Genomic DNA, 17,266 nt, shown 5'->3' with positions numbered 1-17,266 from the left:
GTCGATTTTCTAGGCGTGAACTTAAGCGAAACCGGAACCTCATCGGACAAGCTTTTGCAAAAACCCGGTGTAAGAGGAATGTCTGGTCGGACAGGCAAAATTCAGTTACACTATATTCATTATGAGTAATGCGCCAGGATTGGATTTGGAGGATTCCTATGCTTTTACAAACTTCAGGCCTTTCGAAATTTTACGGGACGAAAACCGTCCTCTCCAATATATCGTTACAAATTCAGGAACGGGAGCGAATTGGATTGGTCGGTGTCAACGGCGCGGGCAAATCCACGCTGCTGCGCATTCTCGCCGGCGAAATGTCTTACGATCAAGGCGAAATCTTCATGGCGAAGGAAACGCGGCTCGGCTATCTTGCGCAGAACGGCGGACTTCAGTCGGGCCGCTCCATCCGGGAGGAAATGCTGGCGGTATTCAGCGATTTGACGGATACGGAACGGGAACTGCGCAGCTTGGAACAGAGAATGGCGGACCCGGTTTTGACAGCCGACGGCAAAAATTACGATGAAGTGATGAAGCGCTACGCGTCGCTTTCGGAATGGTTCAGCGAGCAGGGAGGCTACGAAATCGAGGCCAAAATCAGGGGGGTTCTGCACGGCATGGGCTTTAAGGATTTCGATCCGGGAACCCCCATTGAAACGCTGAGCGGCGGGCAAAAAACCAGGCTTGCGCTGGCCAAGCTGCTGCTTCAGGCTCCTGACTTGCTGTTGCTCGACGAACCGACGAACCATCTGGACATTCCGACCCTCACCTGGCTGGAAAACTACCTTCGCTCCTATTCGGGCGCAATTCTTGTCGTATCCCACGACCGGTATTTTTTGGATTCGCTGGTCCATACCATTTATGAAATCGAACGCACCACCTCAAAAAGGTATACGGGGAACTACAGCAAATATGCGGAACGAAAAGCCGCCGAATATGAAGTGGAAATGAAGCGGTTTGAGAAGCAGCAGGAGGAAATTTCCCGCATGGAGGATTTCATCCGCCGCAATATCGTCCGCGCGTCAACCACCAAAAGAGCGCAAAGCCGTCGCAATATGCTTGAGCGCATGGATCGGCTGGACAAACCGCAAGGGGAATTGAAAAAAGCGCATTTTTCATTTGAGATCGAACGGATGACCGGACGGGACGTGCTGCATGTCGATCAGCTTTCCGCTTCCTACACGCCGGAACAGCCTCTTTTCAAGGATGTAAGCTTTCACATGGAACGCGGAGACACGGCAGCGCTGATCGGACCGAACGGTATCGGCAAATCCACCCTGTTGAAAGTGCTGACCGGCAAGCATCAGCCGGACACGGGGACATTCCAGTGGGGCAGCAACGTGAAAATCGGCTATTATGATCAGGAGCAGACCGGGTTGAATGCGAACAACACCGTTCTTGAAGAGGTGTGGGGCGCTTTTCCGCATTTGGAGGAGGTCAAAATCCGCACGGTGCTGGGCAATTTCCTGTTCAGCGGGGATGACGTATTGAAGCGGATTTCTTCCCTCAGCGGCGGCGAGAAGGCGCGGGTGGCCCTGTCCAAGCTCATGCTAGAAAAGGCCAATGTGCTCATTCTCGATGAACCGACGAACCATCTTGATCTGTACAGCAAAGAAGTTCTTGAATCGGCGCTGCTCGATTACGAGGGCACGCTGCTGTTCATTTCTCACGACCGCTATTTTCTCAATAAAATGGCTGAACGAATCATCGAATTGACTCCCTCGGGGGCTAATCATTTCCTGGGAAATTATGATGATTATTCTGCAAAAAAACAGGAACTTGTCGAAATCAGCATGGAATCGGACCCGTTGATGAATGAGGAACAGCGGCGGCGTTCTTCGGAGCCGGCAAAGACCGGCAGCCCCGCTCCCGCTTCCGGCAGCGGAAACAGCCAGCATTTCGAAGCCGAAAAGCAAGCCAAGCGGGAAGAACGGAACCGTCAGCGCAAATTGGAGAGGCTCGAACGCGATATTGCCGACTTGGAATCAACGATCGCCTTGCTGGAAGAAGAACTTGCGCATCCCGATGTGTTTAACGACTACGTGAAACTGCAGGAAAAGCAAGCCGAAATCGACAGCAAAAAAACACGGCTGGAGCAGTGCTACGAAGAATGGAGCCTGCTGGCGGAATAGGGAATCCTTATTCCTGCAATTTCATCAGCAGCATGGGTACTGCCGCGTAAACGATCATCGTGGAAGCTGCGACAATACCCGAATCGTTGACCAGCAGCGTCACGACCGAACCGATGACGATTGCCGAAAAACCGGACATCATCGCGGGAAACCGCGTCTGCCAACTGCGAAATACGCCCCAGGGTTTCAGAACGAAGACCGTCATGACAGCCATGCTGCTGATCAGCACCTTCGTCCACAGCGAGACGCCGATCAGATGAAGATTCATCTCCAGCTTGCGGATGACGGTCATCACAATCAGATCGATTCTCCCCGCGAACAACAGATGCATCGCCCTGCCGATGTGGCTCTCCTGCTCGGGATTGGAAAGAAAGACCATGTTAAAGAGAAACAGCCCCGCCCCCGCCGAAACGAATAATATGAACAGGACGACAGTCAATCTGAGCCAGCGGATGTCCTTCAGCAAATTCCCCCCGAAAATTCTCAGCCAGGCGATACCGAATGCGATCGTTGCGGTAATGGCTCCTCCGGCGTTGGTTCCCCCTCCCGGCGATGCCATGTAAGACGTGACAACAGACCAGAGGAGAGCAGTCAGCCATTTGATCCTTGGAAAGTGAAGCCACAAAGAATTGAGCCTCGAAGAACTGGCCCACGAAGCACGGCTCAGGGAGGCGGATGAATCCGACTGATTTTGCAGAGCCTGTCTTTGCAGAAGCGCCGTCAACCCAAGAATCAATGCACCGATGACAATACCCATAAATTCATTGCCGATTCCATAGTAACGCGCACCAATCATCGAGTCATAGCCGAGTATCGACCTTTTCATACCGGGGGAGCCCGCCAGACCGTCTACTGTGATCCATAACCCCGTTGTCATGCCGATGATCCCCAGAGCTTGAAACAGCTCAAGGCGGCTGGCCCAGACGGATAAAATGATCATTGCCAATACAAAGAAACCGATAAGCCCCTCTGGACGTATTCCGGCTCCATAACCCATCCATAGAATCACCAACGGACTGATTAAAGTCGACAGGAGCGGAATATTCAGCCATCGAAACTTCCGGTTCCAATTTTTGAACACGATGAATAAGCTGGACAGCAGCACCAGCATTTCATAGATGACCAAAACATAGATTAAATTCAGTCTGATCACATAAACTCGGCGGATGACTTCAACGCTTTGAAGCAATTGCCGGAAGGCGTCCGGGCGAATTTCCGCAAACATCGGATGCCCTTGCATTTCTGCCGGCTTGGATACGGCGAAGGTCTCCAGCATTGTCGGCGCCAAATCATAGTTGGCGACCAGGCCCGGCTGTCTCGTGGTCCCCGAGGTCAGAAGCCCGCCGCCGATTCCCTGCCGGAAATGCAGCAGCGGACTCATCATGTTCTTCTCCTGCATCGCATCCGGATTTACCATCGGCGAAAATATCCAGAGCTCATCCTGCGATCCTCGGACCGCCTTCACATCGTGCAGAAGTTTCCCGATAAATTGATCCAGCTCCCGCAGCGCCTCCATTCTCCGCTGGTCGAACACTTCCGGACGGTATGCATCTTTCTCCATGTGCAAACGGTACAAGTCGCCCCATTCGAACAGCACTACGGACGGCGCCTCAGCCTCGCGCCACGCCTTTAGGAGAAGGGCTTGATTCGTCTTCACCCCGAATGCGCCGTCGGGATCGCGAAGCAATACTCTGCTATCGATCATGCCGTGGGACACAACGCCCTTGCTGTCCATCAGCACCAAAGGCGCATAGCGGTTCAGCCTTGAAGGCTCCCCCGGGATCGCGGTTTGATATGCTGATGAAACCTGTCCCAAATCCGCGTTGCCGTAAACATACAGGCCAATTCCATGCCGCTTCAGCGTTTCGCCCAACAGGCCGATAACCGCGCCGTAGGCTTCCTGCGCGTTCTGCGACCGAATATATTCGATTTCGGGAACCAAAATCGCCTCCCGTTTGGCATCGGTATTTTGAAAGCGTTCATAGGCCTGAAGCGCAGGCAAAGAATCAGAATCTGCAGGCGCATTCGTCCCGCCCCCATTCTGCCATGACTGTATACCAACCTCACTGACGGAGGGCGCACCCGAACCGAACGTCAGGTAGCTGTCCTCCAATCCTTTGATCGGCGTCCTGATATTCATGGCTCCAGCCCCACCGTGCTCCGACAGCCATTGAAGATTCGGCAGACGGTCCAAAAGCGACGGATCCAGCTCGCGAAAGGAAAAGCCGGGGATCGAGAGGAGCGCGATCTTTTTACCGGCGGTTTTCCCCGGGGGAACCGCCGGCTGTGAGGCCAATGCCCGTTCAAACGGCATCTGCCAAGCCTGCACCGGCAAAGCTTGTACCCGCGACGGCAGCATCTGCAAAGCAGTGAGCAAAATCGGCATCAGCATGCTCACCATGAGGGCCGTCCGCCGTATTTTCACATCCCGCGGCACAATATCCACCTCTAAAGTACGGAATTTCTTCATGTCTACTAGTCATATCCACATCCAAAAGATCCATACTCCGATAATTTTGAATATGCCATCCGTACTATTTTGCATAAATATCCACTCAATCCACATACTTATCCACATGGCCGACTAAAAAAATGTCGAAAAAAGCCGGTTTCTTGCGCTGCTTTTTACCTAATCCACATTTATCACATTATCCACAGATTCACATGAAAAAGATATTCCATCTTCCAAGAAAGCTGTAGTCCATACTGCACCAGGACTTCCCGGATTATATCCACATTGCTCACAGGGGCTGTTGATAACTTTCTCCACATAGGCCTAATTGCCCAGATTGCCGAAAACCTATTGTCTGCGGTGCACTCCGACCGCTTTCCGCACATTTCCGATAATATTCACGTCAATCGTTTCTTCCTTGATAACCCCGTTTGCATATTCGATGCGAAAATGGATCGGCACCCGGCCTGCGGGAAGTCCCTCCGTTACCGACATAAAGCGTTCGTCATACAGCTCCCCGGCATATCGCGTCGGCAAGCCGGCAGAGGGCTCCAGCGCCGTGCTGACTTGAAGCCGGTTTCCGTCCAGTCCTTCAGTATCCAGCCAGGCCGTAACGCTGCGAACCGGAGCTGGGGAGCTTTCCGCTTTCACTTTGAAAATCTCCCCGGAATAAAAATCAAGCGGCGGCTGCGCAACCCGATGCCCCTTTTCCTGATGATGCCTCAGCCACTCCGGCGTATGCATGACAGCGGATTGAATCGTCAATTCCAACGCGTGAATATTACGTATCGCTGTAGATGATGCCTGACCATCGGAAGCCGTCAGCTTGACTTGATAAGTGCCCGGCCGGACCGCGGAAAGCACGGCATGTTGGGTATGGTAAAGGGTCCGGCTGGCATCCGGAGCCGTTATCTCCCAAACATATGACAATGCGTCCCCATCCGGATCCGTAGACTGATTGGTCAAGGTGAGCGCATCCCCTTCCCACACCGGATTCGGGCTCCAAGTAAAGTTGGCGGTTGGCGGACGATTCTGAATGGTGACTTGTTTGGTTATTTGGGCACTCAACCCCTTCGAGTCTGTTACCACTTGTCGAATTTCAAACACACCCAACGAGCTGAAAGTTTTTGTCCAGGTTCCCCGGTTTGTGCTGGCCAGCGCCTCCGAGCTGCCGGTTGTGATGTTGCGGATGTAATATTCATGCTGCAGATTAGCAGCTGCTCCATCCTCTGCATCATGGGCCGTTGAAGTGATCGTTACCGGCACGCCCCGGTACGTCGTCGTAGGGGTCACATTAAATCCTGCTACAGGCGGAGTGTCCGGTACGACGATCATCGTAACATTGATGGTTTGTGTCGCCCAATCACTCCAAGCTCCATATTCATCCTTGACCGCCATCCCAACCGTGTACGTCCCTGTCTCTTGTGGTGTCACCAGCTTTTGATTGACGGTTGTGCCGCTTGGGGTTGTATAGTAGTATTTCCGTTCCGTGATTCCTCTTGTCGTTTGGTAGTTCAGTCCGGTAGCCTCAGTTGAATAGCTGGTCGGACTCAACCAACGGTCAGGGTCATAACTTGCATCATTCCAGATAATCGTACCGTCCGCAGCAGCAGATACAGTAAAGCTTGATATCGGCCGTCTGTGGACAACCACATAATTGGTATATGGATCGGCATATTGTCGGAAAGACGCAAATGCTGTGCTTGGATATTTGTATCCGGTCGGTGCTGGATCATCCGGTTCGGTGAAATCAATTTTAAACAACCCGACTTTGCCTATGCTTGGAAGTGGCGTATTCACGACGAGATTATTGTAAGAGTTGGTTGCAGCCGTGTCTGACTTCCCATCCCCTGCATTCAAGAACTTCTCCGGTGCCATATTTGTATAAGTCCACTTTGCAAGCGGAGGAATGGCCGGGTCATTTTCCGGATCAGAAAATAAGGTTGAGTAATCGATTGCCGAATCCACAATCGCCATATTCTGAACCGTTGTACCGTTATTAACAGTCGTTTCAGTGGCAAATCCTTTTACATACACATTCGGCGCGTCAGCAAAAAGGCCGTACAATCCACTAGAATATTGGCTGTCGTGAACGTCGATTAAGGGCACACCATCGGCATAGACAATGATATGATCGCCGTTTAATTTTACCTTGAGTGTATGGTAAGCATTGAGACTCAAGGGATAGGTTTGCCGCTGAATCTCTGTTCGGACTCCGTTCACATACTTACTGAGGATGATCCCGGATGTTGTCGCTAGAGCTTTATAGTAGTTTTTGTTGTCTTGCTCTCGGAAGATCAGACCCGCACCTACGGATTGCCCAAACGTATCTTTTGTGAATTTGATCGAAAGGTTTAATGAACCGTCCGAAATGGATGCCGTTTTGTCGATGATATCTCCATAGGAATCCGAATCTCCGCGAGTATTCGTTCCGGATAAGGTGAATGGAACGGATTCGTAATACGTACACAAATCCCCGCAACTTCCGTAAGAAGTTAAGTACCCCTTATTATCGTCCGTCAATTTCAAGGGGATCTCTCCATTATAATTAGTGCTTGCTGATTTCATATCGTATGATGTCTGGAAGACTTGCGCCCCGGTTTCCATATCGTATCCGGTCATGGTGATGATCGATCCATAGGTATACGATGGAGTCCAATTACTGTAATATTTCCCTTGAGCAGAAAGTGCCATTCCATTTGAAGTTGGTGTTATATATTCGTAAATGGATTGAGCCGAATTAGATATAACAGTATCGTTTATTACCTTGCTGTTTCTGATATCGTATATGACAAAATGTATGCCGTTAGCGGTAGATAATTTGTATGCGATCTTATCGTCATAAAAATTATTGCCTAAGAAAGCATTATCAAAACCACAAGGCAAGTCTGCCGATGCTGCATTTTTTTCACAATAGTTGTAGCCAGATATATATGGAATTGAGCCCAAAAATTCCCCCGTGTTATTATCATAGATTCCATCCGACAAAAATATTTTGCTGTTATCTTTTGTAACCAGCCCTATCTTCACATTGGGAAATTGATTGTAGTACGGCCAACTCCTATAAGGAACAAATTGATTTGTCGTGTTCGTCCATAATACGGTTCCGCTAGGCGATACTTTTTCCAGGTAGCAGCTTGAAGCTTCCGAATAGGTCGGACTGTATGTCCCCGAACATGCGAAAGCGTAAAAGTTCCCCTGTTTATCCCGGATTGGATTGATAGCCGATGCATCATAGATTTTATTTCCGTTAATATCGATATTCCAAGGAGGGGGAGACGATTCAATGATCTCATGACTTGTCTCTGGAACCCACCAACTTGGAGCCGGAACCAAATTGATATCCATCTGTCTGTTGTTAAAAGTTCCCGGCTGTCCGTTCGCTTGCGGCCATGATCTATACTCTGTCGTCATCAATGTTGGTGTACCGTCGGCAGATATCTTATATTGGTAATCCGTGATTGTGGTTCCTGTACAGTTGTACCCATAATCAGGATGATATCCACAAGACCACATATCCCTATAGCTTCTAAGCCAAAGCATTCCGGTTTGCCGATTAATTTGATATTTCCAGCCTAATTGACTGTTCGTGTCGCGCAATTCATGTTTTACGCCTGTTTTCTCATTGTAAAAAGCCATCGAGTATTCTGAGTTTACACAATAACCATCGCTGCAGGCTGCACCATCCCTGTAATAATACCATACGTCATGATTAAATCTTTGTGCCTTGCTCACAGAAAGACCGGAGGAAAGCCCCCACCAAGTTATTTGCATACTATTGGTTTTCGTTGGATCTATCGATAAAGATACAGATTGATTGGGGAAGAGAAAATTCTTTGCCGGTGAATTGTCTGTCGCATAAGATGTGCCTATCTTTTTATCCGGTGCCCCCAATGCTTTCTCGCTACTATCATAGATCAGACGTGAGGCAGGGAGGGACGAATTGTAAAAGTCCTCAACTTTGAATTTGGTTTTGTCTGTCGGAAGATCCGACATCACATAGGCTGTCGTAATCATATCCGGCGGCAACGGATTTTGGCTTGTGATACTCGCAAGCACCGTAGGTTGCAAGTTTACGATGGAAAACGGGAAATCCTTGTCGGCCGACTTGCCCCAGTCTTCTTTCACATGAATGTGTACTTTGCAATTCCCCACCTGTGTAGGCGTATACGTGAAGAAGCCATTGCTGTCGGGAGTCATCGGCGTTTGAGTATCATCCGCATAGGAGCCATTGTTGTTTTTGTCGCAGACGAGAGAGACGGTATGCTCTACGATGGTATCTCCGTCCGGGCTGTAGGACGTATCCTGGAACGTTATTTTATTGTTGCGTATCCCGATCATGCCATAGGACAACTCCGCAATCGGCGGCAGATCCGGTTTAACCGTAAGCGTATGTGTGGCGGGAGCCAAGGATTTAAGATTATTTTCATCCACGACATCAAGCGTAATCGTTTCGGTCCCCGGAGTCGAATAAACGTCCTTTTTATTTGTCCAGAGATATTGGGTGATCTTGGCGTTCGTCGGGCTGTAGCTGTTGCTTCCGTCAAACGGTGATGGCAGCGGCCTTCCTTCCACCACCGAATCGGGCCCTTTAATGATAGCAACCGGATTCGGCGGAACGATTGTAATGGAAACCGTATGGGTTGTTGCCGCGCCGAAGATATCCGTCATTGTGACCTTCACAGAGTGAGTGCCGAGCGCATCCGCATGGATAAAGCTGTAAGTGTCTTGATGGTTAAATCCCCCGTTGTCGGTCCCGATTTTTTGTATCCAAGGATCGCTGCTGCCCGCAAAATCCCACGTGAATTGATAGGAATCTCCATCCGGATCATACGGCTCTTTCGGATCGGCAAAAGGATCTGTCGTAATGATGCGCAAATTTAATGTCGACCCATATACCGCTTGATATTCCGGCTTCCAGCTGTTATAGTCGTTGCTTTTGAAAAACCCTGCTTGAAACACAGGAGGATGGTTGTTTGCCGGGCTGTTCACCGTCAGGGTTTTCGGTCCGATCCATCCGGAATCCCCGCAATCGCCGGCGACTTTAATATACACTTGAATACTGCCTGCCGTGATATTTGCAGGATATGTGCTATAACTATAAGTCGTATCTTGGGTCTGACTCGTTATCAGTTTGGAATAGTCCTCGCTTGTTCCGTTCACAAACTTGTATTCATGCCACTGATAGGCGCAGCCGTTCGTCAAAACAAAGTTTTTCGGATGCAGCGTAAAGTTATCCCGGTAATTGATTGTGGACGGCACGATGTCAAAATCCCCTGTAATCGTTGGCGATGGCGGCGGCGTTGGTGTTGGGGTTGGGGCCGCATTGTAAGTGACCGTAATCGTCACGTCATACTGATAAGTCGTCGCTTCCCATGCCGCATCAACGTTGTAATAATAGTTGCGAAGTTGGTTGTAGCCCTGGCTTCCGGTAAATGGTTCCTCCCACCAGTCTACGTTTTGTATATTATACTGATCATCTAACTGTTTCGAGACTTTGACCATCCCTTTTCCGGGATTGCCTTGACCAAAAGCCAGCACATGCACGCCACTCATGGAAGGAGTCGCCCCGGTTATGTTGATGTTGGTGGCCGCGCTCGGTGAAATCGTGGTCCCGGTATATGAAGAGTTGAAATAAAACTGATCCGGGGGCGGGACATCTTTCGAATACGTCATGGCTCTCCCGGACGTGCTTTCCCGAAACCAGGCCGGAGCGTCGGACGGGATTAAACCGGGATACTCGGATATGCCGCTTGTTCCTACAGGACCATTGAACGTATAAGAAGCATATTGGCCCGTATCCGGATCTGAACCGGCTATTAACCATTTCAAACCGTCTACCGACCGGGTGATCTTAAATCCAGGATTCGAATTCGATTTGCTGTACAATCTGGTGCTTTGTCCGTCAATCGTCGGAAGTGTGATCGTCGTTCCAGACAACGTGCCATAATTGCTTTTGACCGTACCGTTAATGTTGACTTCCCAACTTACGATCTGATTGGTACCATTGGCCACATTTACCGGAACATTCGTGATTTGTGACTGCGGTAAATAGATGTGTCCGTTGATCGGGGCTTGTCCAAAATTGAGCGTGTAGGTTTGCGTATTGGCTGCTTGCGTAAACGAAGGAAACAAAGTCAAAACGTTCAAAAGGGTGACAAGCAGCATAAAAACAGAAGCTGCACGAATCGATCTTTTTCGCAAAAGTAACACCTACTCCAAAGTAAAATTAATGAACCTTTGGTGAATCATGTCATAAATCCGGATGATCTTGTTCGCCGGATTGTAGAGGTATTTTTCTTTCTCGACCGAAATCACATACCATCCTTCGGAATCTTTCTTAGTGTCCAATATGATGGAATCAACTGGATGAATTGGGGTTTTCCCACTTTCATAGTATTCATAAGGTATACCAGTTCTTTGATAGTCCCCGTTGGTTCCTTCTACACTAAATTCATAATTGAAAATCGAATGATCCTTATCATTGTTGTTAATCACATTCAGGTGCATCGCAAACAGGATGCAGTTGTCCGCAGAAGAACGATCCTTAACCCGAATCGTTTTCGGAAACCAATCCCGGTACGGCGCGTTCGGGTCCGTCATATCCACGGCAATGATCTTATCCACGTACACATCGACGTCTTTCCTCAGGTTTAAATGAATCGGAAAAGGTTTCAATTGCAATCCCAGGAGTGTATCGACATTCGTTCCCTTGATGTCCACTTGCGCATACGTGACTGCCCGCTGATCCACCGGCAGCTTGCCGCCGTTTTTCACCGTCAAAATGCGCTCGATGATTGCCACAGCCTGTGCGCGGGTAGACAAGCCTGCCGGCTGCAATTCCCCATTTTCCATTCCTTGAATAATCCCGTTATTTGTTGCCCGGTACATGAACGATTTATCATCCAACCGTGCATCCGGTTTTTGTAATGTTGAATCGGTCGCCCGCACCGCGATCCGCGCCATTTCCATTCGGGTCAACGGCTTATTCCAATCCGTATTGAAATCTTTCTCCTGATGGATGCCGACTTCCACCGCTGCACTCACATACGGCTGATACCACGGCGTTCCTCCCTGGCTGTGCGGCAGCTTCAGCGCATCCACGGCCATTTTGATAAACTCGGCACGCGTGACTTGCGCATCCGGTTGGAATGTTCCGTCCGGATAGCCCGCGACATATCCATTCGCCACCGCATTCTGGATGGCTGCTTTGGCCCAATGTCCGCTAATATCCGATAATCCCCCAGGACCTATTGCTTTTACTTGCAAAGCTAGCAAAGCGAATATAGAAGCAGCAAGCACACCCGAATAAAAAAATCTTTTCATTTTCATTGTCCATCACTCCCGAACGTTAATTTTAATAGATTATAATTGCAGTCGCCAAAATCCCCAAAAAACGACAAAACGCCTGTACTCATCACAATCCGACGGACTGCGCAAATACAGACGGTGCTTCCGCAAAAGACATTGAATATCCAACAGCAAGCTTTCCTTTTTCACCATTATTAAAGATTGAAAGAAATATTTAACAAAATTAACATAACATACTTCGAGTTTATTCGTCAACTATTTGCCGGTTTTTGGCGATAGACCCAATCATTCAAACTGTATCGTGAGCAACTTCTGCTGAAATTGGTGAGAGGATCGAGAACATCCCGATGAATTAAATATTCTAATGGATTGAGGCGCCGTTAATCGGCATTTCCGCACTCCTTTATCCAAATAACGACTATATGGTCCGTTTAATAATCCGAGGTCACTGGCCGCAGCGTGTTATCCGCTGATAGGCCACCCTTCTGCAGCGGTGATCCGCTCGACGTCTCAGCTGAAATTACAGCTGAAGTTGCAGCTCATGCGGCCGCGATTCCGGCTGGGGCTGCTATCGCGGATGCATCACGGGCCCTCCGCCCATCGCTCCAGGGACAAGAGCGGCTCCGCTTTCAGGTCCAGGGGCGCGTACCGCCCCTGATCCCATTTGAGAAACGCCGCGGCTGCGATCATCGCGGCGTTGTCGGTGCAGAGCTCCAGCGGCGGCACCAGAAGCGGAATGCCTTCCGCTTCACAGCGCCTCGCGAGCTCTGCACGCAAGCCCTGGTTGGCCGCCACGCCGCCGGCCAACACAAGCTGCTTCGCGCCGTATTCACGGCAGGCGCGAAGCGATTTGGTCACGAGCACGTCGATCGCCGCTTCCTGGAAGCCCCGCGCCAGCTGGGCAGGCTCCACGTGCTCGCCTTTCATGCTTGCCTGATTCAGCACGGCAAGTACCGACGTTTTCAGCCCGCTGAAGCTGAAATCATAGGAATCCGGCTCCAGCCAGGCCCTCGGGAGCGGTATCGCCACATCCGCCTGCTGAGCCAGCCGATCCACATGCGGGCCGCCCGGATAAGGCATGTCCAAAGCTCTCGCAACCTTGTCGTAAGCCTCGCCGACCGCATCGTCTCTCGTTTGGCCGATGATTTCAAAACGGCCTTCCTCCCGCATCAGCACCAGCTCGGTATGTCCTCCGGAAACCACCAGCGCAAGCAGCGGGTATTCCATCTCATGGACGAGACGATTCGCGTAAATATGCCCCGCAATATGGTGCACCCCGATGAACGGAAGGCCCGCCGCCAGCGCCAGCGCTTTGGCCGCGACGACGCCCACCAGCAACGAACCGACCAATCCGGGACCCTGCGTCACGGCAATGGCGGACAGTTCATGCAATTTCAGATCGGCTTGATCAAGCGCCTGTTCAATAATCCACGTAATCGTTTCTACATGCTTTCGGGAAGCCACCTCAGGCACCACGCCGCCAAACTTCTGGTGGATCTTGATTTGGCTGGACACCACGTTTGCCAGCACCTTCCTGCCGTTTTCCACGATGGCGACAGAGGTCTCGTCGCAACTGGTTTCTACAGCCAATATGCGCACAGGAGTCCCCGTTTTGCCGTGCCCGGAGCTTTTTCGATCCCCGGCTGCTTGTGTTGTCTCAAACCCGTCTTGTTCACGATAAATGCGATTTTTTTCATCCGATGCGTTATGTTCAGGCGCGTTATTTTCGAGTTCATTATTGGGCTTGTTTTTTTCAAGCTTGTTCATTCCGCATATCGCTCTTTTCCGTATTTTCTAAATATCAGGTTCCCAGCTCCGCCCACATAATCAGCGCATCCTCCATATTGTCGGAGTAATAGCCTCTGCGGACTCCGGAGGGAACAAACCCCATCTTTTCATATAACCGCTGGGCCACGTAGTTGGACACCCGAACTTCCAGCGTCATCCGGTTGGCCCCCATAACTCTGGCGGTGTCCTGAAGCTCCCGCAGGAGCTTCTCGCCCAGCTTGCGGCCCCTAAAGTCCGACCTAACCGCGATATTGGTAATATGCGCTTCATCCGTAATCAGCCACATGCCGCCGTATCCGATGACCTGGCCGTTCCACTCCATGACCAGATACCGGGCAAAAAGGTTATTCATCAGCTCGTTTTGAAAAGCCGCAGCCGTCCATGGCGAGGTAAAAGCCTCCTGTTCAATCCCGCAAATCTGGTCGATATCCGCCAGTTGCATCGGCCGGAAGCGCGGCGCATCCATTTGGTCGTCCCAATTGCGTTCTTTCATCCGGCTCCCCCCTAGTTTTGCTTGGCCAACAGCTTTTTCTCCGCTTCCGCCAGCTGCGTGTAGTTTGGATTGAAGCTGTGAACAGCTTCAAACTCCCCATGCTTCCAGCGTTCCAAAGCGAGCAGCCCCGCATGATAGGCGCGAACCGGCTGATCCGCCGTTTCGACCTTGCCATGCAGCGCCAGAATCTTTATCACTCCGGTAAACGGCTCGACTTCCCCGACGAATAAAATGCGGTGCGGCGGCGCTTCATTCCGATGCTTCTCCAGCATTTCCCGCAGCTCGAGCGCCCAATCCCGCATCTTCCGGACACCGTCTTCCTTCATGCACACCCAGCCGCTCCCGTTATCTCCGTACAGTCCGGTATAGACCTGACCCCTGCGCGCATCCAGAATCGGTACGACCCACTGCGTGAATCCCCGCTCCCGCAGTGCCGGATCGAATCCGCCGTAAGCCAGAGTTTCCAGGGTTGATATGCCGAGCAGCGGGATGCTCAAAGTCCAGGCGAAGGTTTTGGCAACCGTTACGCCGATCCGCACTCCGGTATACGAACCCGGTCCCTTGCCCGCGGCAACAGCGTCGATATGCTTCATGGTCATGCCCAACGATTGCAAAAGCTCACCAATGGCGGGAACCAACCGTATGGAATGGTTCCGTTCGGCCAGGGAATTGCGCTCTCCCAGCAGCTTTCCGTTTTCCAGCACGGCAACGGTCATGGACGAAGTCGCCGTATCCAGTGCCAGCAGACGGCCTTCAAGGCGCTGTTCCGAATTGCTAGGTTCCATCATTTGATAACTCCCATTCTTTTCATTTCTTCACACCATCCGGTATAGGGCCGGCCAAAGGGCTCAATCCTAAATGTTCGCGCTTGCCCCGCCACATATTCAATATATAAGGAAAGCCGAGTGTCCGGAAGCAGATCCTCCAGGCGGCTGGCCCATTCCACCAGCGTCACGCCTTCCCCATAGAAATATTCATCCAATCCGAGTTCTCCGGCCTCGTTTGCCGTAACCCTGTATACATCCATATGATAAAGCGGCAGCTCCCGTCCCTGATACTCTTTAATGAGGGTAAAAGTCGGACTATTCACGGTATCCCTGACACCCAGAGCGCTTGCAAAAAACTGCGAAAACGCCGTCTTGCCCGCTCCGAGATCCCCTTCAAGCGCAATGACGCTGCCGGCCTTCGCAAATTTGGCGATCGCCTCCGCCAAACGCCGGGTATCCTCCAGACTGCGGGAAGCAAATTGGTATTCCGTTTGAATGTCCGACATCCCGTTCACTCCATCCGTTTTCAAAACAAAGGATTATATTGGTCAATATTATAGACTTCCGGACCAGGTCGACGCAAGCAATCCCATCTCTGCCATACTTATTTCTCTCCGACTCTCCGGTTTTCCTGTTCCCCCAACAGCAAAAAGAGCGATGGTCATCGCTCAAGGAGTCTGTCCGACGGAAGTCGTGAATTCTTTACTCAAAGGCATATGGAGGAAAAGGGATGGTACGGAAAGTTTACGGCCTCCTTTAAAATCGGGAATCTACCGCAAAAATCAACTCATATTCCCGGTTTTAACAGAGGTGGTTCCGACGGACAGATTCCCGGAACACCATCGCTCATTTCGCCGCCTAACTAAGTTCCCGCAACTGTTCGGGAGATACGCTTTTACGGTCGGCTTCATTGTCCATCGAATGCACTTTGACGGCTCCGCTGTCCATATCGACACTGTCGATCCACACGGCCTGCCCGTCGAACTGCACATCCACAAAGTCCGACATCTCCAGTATTTGCTTGGCCCGTTGAATGTCCATTTGATCACCCCCGTCCTTCTTCCCCGTTCAGCCGGTTGTTCACCGATTCGCTTTCCCGCATCGTATCGGTTGTCGTCTCTTCAATCAGACCGTTGTCCATGGTGACATTTCCTCCGCCCAATCCCTCGTTGACCATGCGGTCGATGTCCATGAAATTTTCGTCGCGCCCTTCATGCAGCGAGTCCTTCAGATTATGATCATTGCTCGGCAAAACTATTGACCTCCTTTGGCTGAATCCAATCCTTCCCTTACAATGCCCCGCCGGGGCGGCTTTCATTCGGCAATCTGCCCGGATTGCGTTTTTTCATGTGGTTACATACACCCTTACGGCGACGCAAATACTATGAAAAAAAGGAGGTCTCCCAATGCATACGGTTTGGAAAGGAGCTATCAGCTTCGGTTTGGTCCACGTCCCGGTCAAAATGTTCTCAGCCACGCAGGACAAAGACATTTCGCTCAGGTATATTCACGATAAGTGCGGTTCGCCGCTTGCATACGTACGGAGCTGCCCGATCTGCAACAGGGAGGTGGAGTGGGAGGAAATCGCCAAAGGATATGAATATGATAAGGGAAGGTTCGTCACGTTTCAAAAGGATGAATTGGAGCAAATCCAGTCGGCTGCCAGCAAAGAGATCAAGATCCTGGATTTTGTCGACCTGAAGGAAATCGACCCCATCTATTTTCAAAAAACATACTATCTGTCGCCGGCCGAAACAGGTGCAAACGCCTACAACCTGCTGCTTGAAGCGATGCGGCAGAGCGGCAAAATCGGAATCGCGCAGGTTTCCATCCGGACCAAAAGCAGTCTGGCGGCCATCCGTGTGATGGAGAACTGCATCGCGATGGAAACTATCTTTTATCCCGATGAAATCCGTCCGATCAACCAGGTTCCCAATTTACCCGAAAAGACCGAGGTCAACGAAAAGGAGTTGAACATGGCCGTCATGCTGATCGAGCAGCTTTCCACCCCGTTCGAACCGGATAAATATCCGGATGAATACCGGGCAAGATTGCTGGAATTGATCGGACAGAAAATATCCGGAGAAGAGATCAAAGTGGCTCCCGAACCGCAGCGCGCCAATGTCATCGACCTTATGGCCGCTCTGCAGGCCAGTCTCGAAGCGGTCAAAACCGATACCGGCGCAGCCGGAGCAAAAAAGCCCGCGGCAAAAAAGCCAGCAGCCAAAACGGGAGCCGCCAAAAAAAGCAAAACCAAAGAAACGGTATCCTAAAAAGCGGAAGCGATCGCATTAACGATCATTTCCGCTTGCATCTATCTTCAACCGAG

At 50.8% G+C, this 17,266-nt stretch carries 11 protein-coding genes; 2 read left to right on the top strand and 9 right to left on the bottom strand.

Translation table 11 applies throughout. The features are described 5' to 3' along the window. Positions 1-158 precede the first annotated feature (158 nt). Positions 159-2,126 carry an ABC-F family ATP-binding cassette domain-containing protein gene (locus VF724_RS04485; protein ID WP_371753021.1) on the top strand — a complete coding sequence of 656 codons (1,968 nt, stop codon included), beginning with the start codon at positions 159-161 and terminating at the stop codon, positions 2,124-2,126. 7 nt (positions 2,127-2,133) lie between these two features. On the opposite strand, the gene VF724_RS04480 is transcribed toward VF724_RS04485, so the two are convergent. The 9 genes from VF724_RS04480 to VF724_RS04440 all read right to left on the bottom strand — a co-directional run bounded on the left by VF724_RS04480 (position 2,134) and on the right by VF724_RS04440 (position 16,189). Next, the gene (locus VF724_RS04480; protein ID WP_371753020.1) at positions 2,134-4,596 is read right to left on the bottom strand and encodes a hypothetical protein; all 2,463 of its coding nucleotides are present in this window, start codon (positions 4,594-4,596) and stop codon (positions 2,134-2,136) included. Between the two features lie 330 nt (positions 4,597-4,926). Beyond that, positions 4,927-10,782, bottom strand: a complete 5,856-nt coding sequence (locus tag VF724_RS04475) for a PKD domain-containing protein (RefSeq protein WP_371753019.1) — start codon at positions 10,780-10,782, stop codon at positions 4,927-4,929. A gap of 9 nt (positions 10,783-10,791) precedes the next feature. Continuing rightward, the gene (locus VF724_RS04470; protein ID WP_371753018.1) at positions 10,792-11,910 is read right to left on the bottom strand and encodes an S-layer homology domain-containing protein; all 1,119 of its coding nucleotides are present in this window, start codon (positions 11,908-11,910) and stop codon (positions 10,792-10,794) included. Between the two features lie 561 nt (positions 11,911-12,471). Further along, positions 12,472-13,656 carry a tRNA (adenosine(37)-N6)-threonylcarbamoyltransferase complex transferase subunit TsaD gene (gene tsaD, locus VF724_RS04465; RefSeq protein WP_371753017.1) on the bottom strand — a complete coding sequence of 395 codons (1,185 nt, stop codon included), beginning with the start codon at positions 13,654-13,656 and terminating at the stop codon, positions 12,472-12,474. Between the two features lie 34 nt (positions 13,657-13,690). Beyond that, on the bottom strand, positions 13,691-14,170 hold the full coding sequence (rimI, locus tag VF724_RS04460) for a ribosomal protein S18-alanine N-acetyltransferase (protein ID WP_371753016.1): 480 nt from the start codon (positions 14,168-14,170) through the stop codon (positions 13,691-13,693). An 11-nt stretch (positions 14,171-14,181) separates the two neighbouring features. After that, positions 14,182-14,955 carry a tRNA (adenosine(37)-N6)-threonylcarbamoyltransferase complex dimerization subunit type 1 TsaB gene (gene tsaB, locus VF724_RS04455; protein WP_371753015.1) on the bottom strand — a complete coding sequence of 258 codons (774 nt, stop codon included), beginning with the start codon at positions 14,953-14,955 and terminating at the stop codon, positions 14,182-14,184. Then, positions 14,955-15,443: a tRNA (adenosine(37)-N6)-threonylcarbamoyltransferase complex ATPase subunit type 1 TsaE gene (tsaE, locus tag VF724_RS04450; protein ID WP_371753014.1), complete on the bottom strand. Its 489-nt coding sequence runs from the start codon at positions 15,441-15,443 to the stop codon at positions 14,955-14,957. The genes tsaB and tsaE overlap by 1 nt, the downstream gene beginning before the upstream one ends. Positions 15,444-15,795: 352 nt before the next feature. After that, positions 15,796-15,978, bottom strand: coding sequence for an H-type small acid-soluble spore protein (locus VF724_RS04445; protein ID WP_371753013.1), 183 nt, complete (start codon positions 15,976-15,978; stop codon positions 15,796-15,798). 4 nt (positions 15,979-15,982) lie between these two features. Further along, positions 15,983-16,189, bottom strand: a complete 207-nt coding sequence (locus VF724_RS04440; RefSeq protein ID WP_371753056.1) for a hypothetical protein — start codon at positions 16,187-16,189, stop codon at positions 15,983-15,985. A gap of 154 nt (positions 16,190-16,343) precedes the next feature. Here VF724_RS04440 and ku point away from each other — a divergent pair, with 154 nt between their 5' ends. Then, positions 16,344-17,210, top strand: a complete 867-nt coding sequence (ku, locus tag VF724_RS04435; protein WP_371753012.1) for a non-homologous end joining protein Ku — start codon at positions 16,344-16,346, stop codon at positions 17,208-17,210. The last annotated feature ends 56 nt before the right edge of the window (positions 17,211-17,266 follow it).

It is taken from the genome of Ferviditalea candida (assembly GCF_035282765.1).
GTDB classification, from domain to species: domain Bacteria; phylum Bacillota; class Bacilli; order Paenibacillales; family KCTC-25726; genus Ferviditalea; species Ferviditalea candida.
The sequence above is the reverse complement of the archived record's forward strand: the minus strand, read 5'-3'. Positions and strand labels throughout refer to the sequence as shown.

Coding starts and splice junctions, on each gene's coding strand:
- VF724_RS04485 (WP_371753021.1), top strand. CDS start 159: ATGCTTTTACAAACTTCAGGCCTTTCGAAATTTTACGGGACGAAAACC.
- VF724_RS04480 (WP_371753020.1), bottom strand. CDS start 4,596: ATGAAGAAATTCCGTACTTTAGAGGTGGATATTGTGCCGCGGGATGTG.
- VF724_RS04470 (WP_371753018.1), bottom strand. CDS start 11,910: ATGAAAATGAAAAGATTTTTTTATTCGGGTGTGCTTGCTGCTTCTATA.
- tsaD (WP_371753017.1), bottom strand. CDS start 13,656: ATGAACAAGCTTGAAAAAAACAAGCCCAATAATGAACTCGAAAATAAC.
- rimI (WP_371753016.1), bottom strand. CDS start 14,170: ATGAAAGAACGCAATTGGGACGACCAAATGGATGCGCCGCGCTTCCGG.
- tsaB (WP_371753015.1), bottom strand. CDS start 14,955: ATGGAACCTAGCAATTCGGAACAGCGCCTTGAAGGCCGTCTGCTGGCA.
- tsaE (WP_371753014.1), bottom strand. CDS start 15,443: ATGTCGGACATTCAAACGGAATACCAATTTGCTTCCCGCAGTCTGGAG.
- VF724_RS04445 (WP_371753013.1), bottom strand. CDS start 15,978: ATGGACATTCAACGGGCCAAGCAAATACTGGAGATGTCGGACTTTGTG.
- ku (WP_371753012.1), top strand. CDS start 16,344: ATGCATACGGTTTGGAAAGGAGCTATCAGCTTCGGTTTGGTCCACGTC.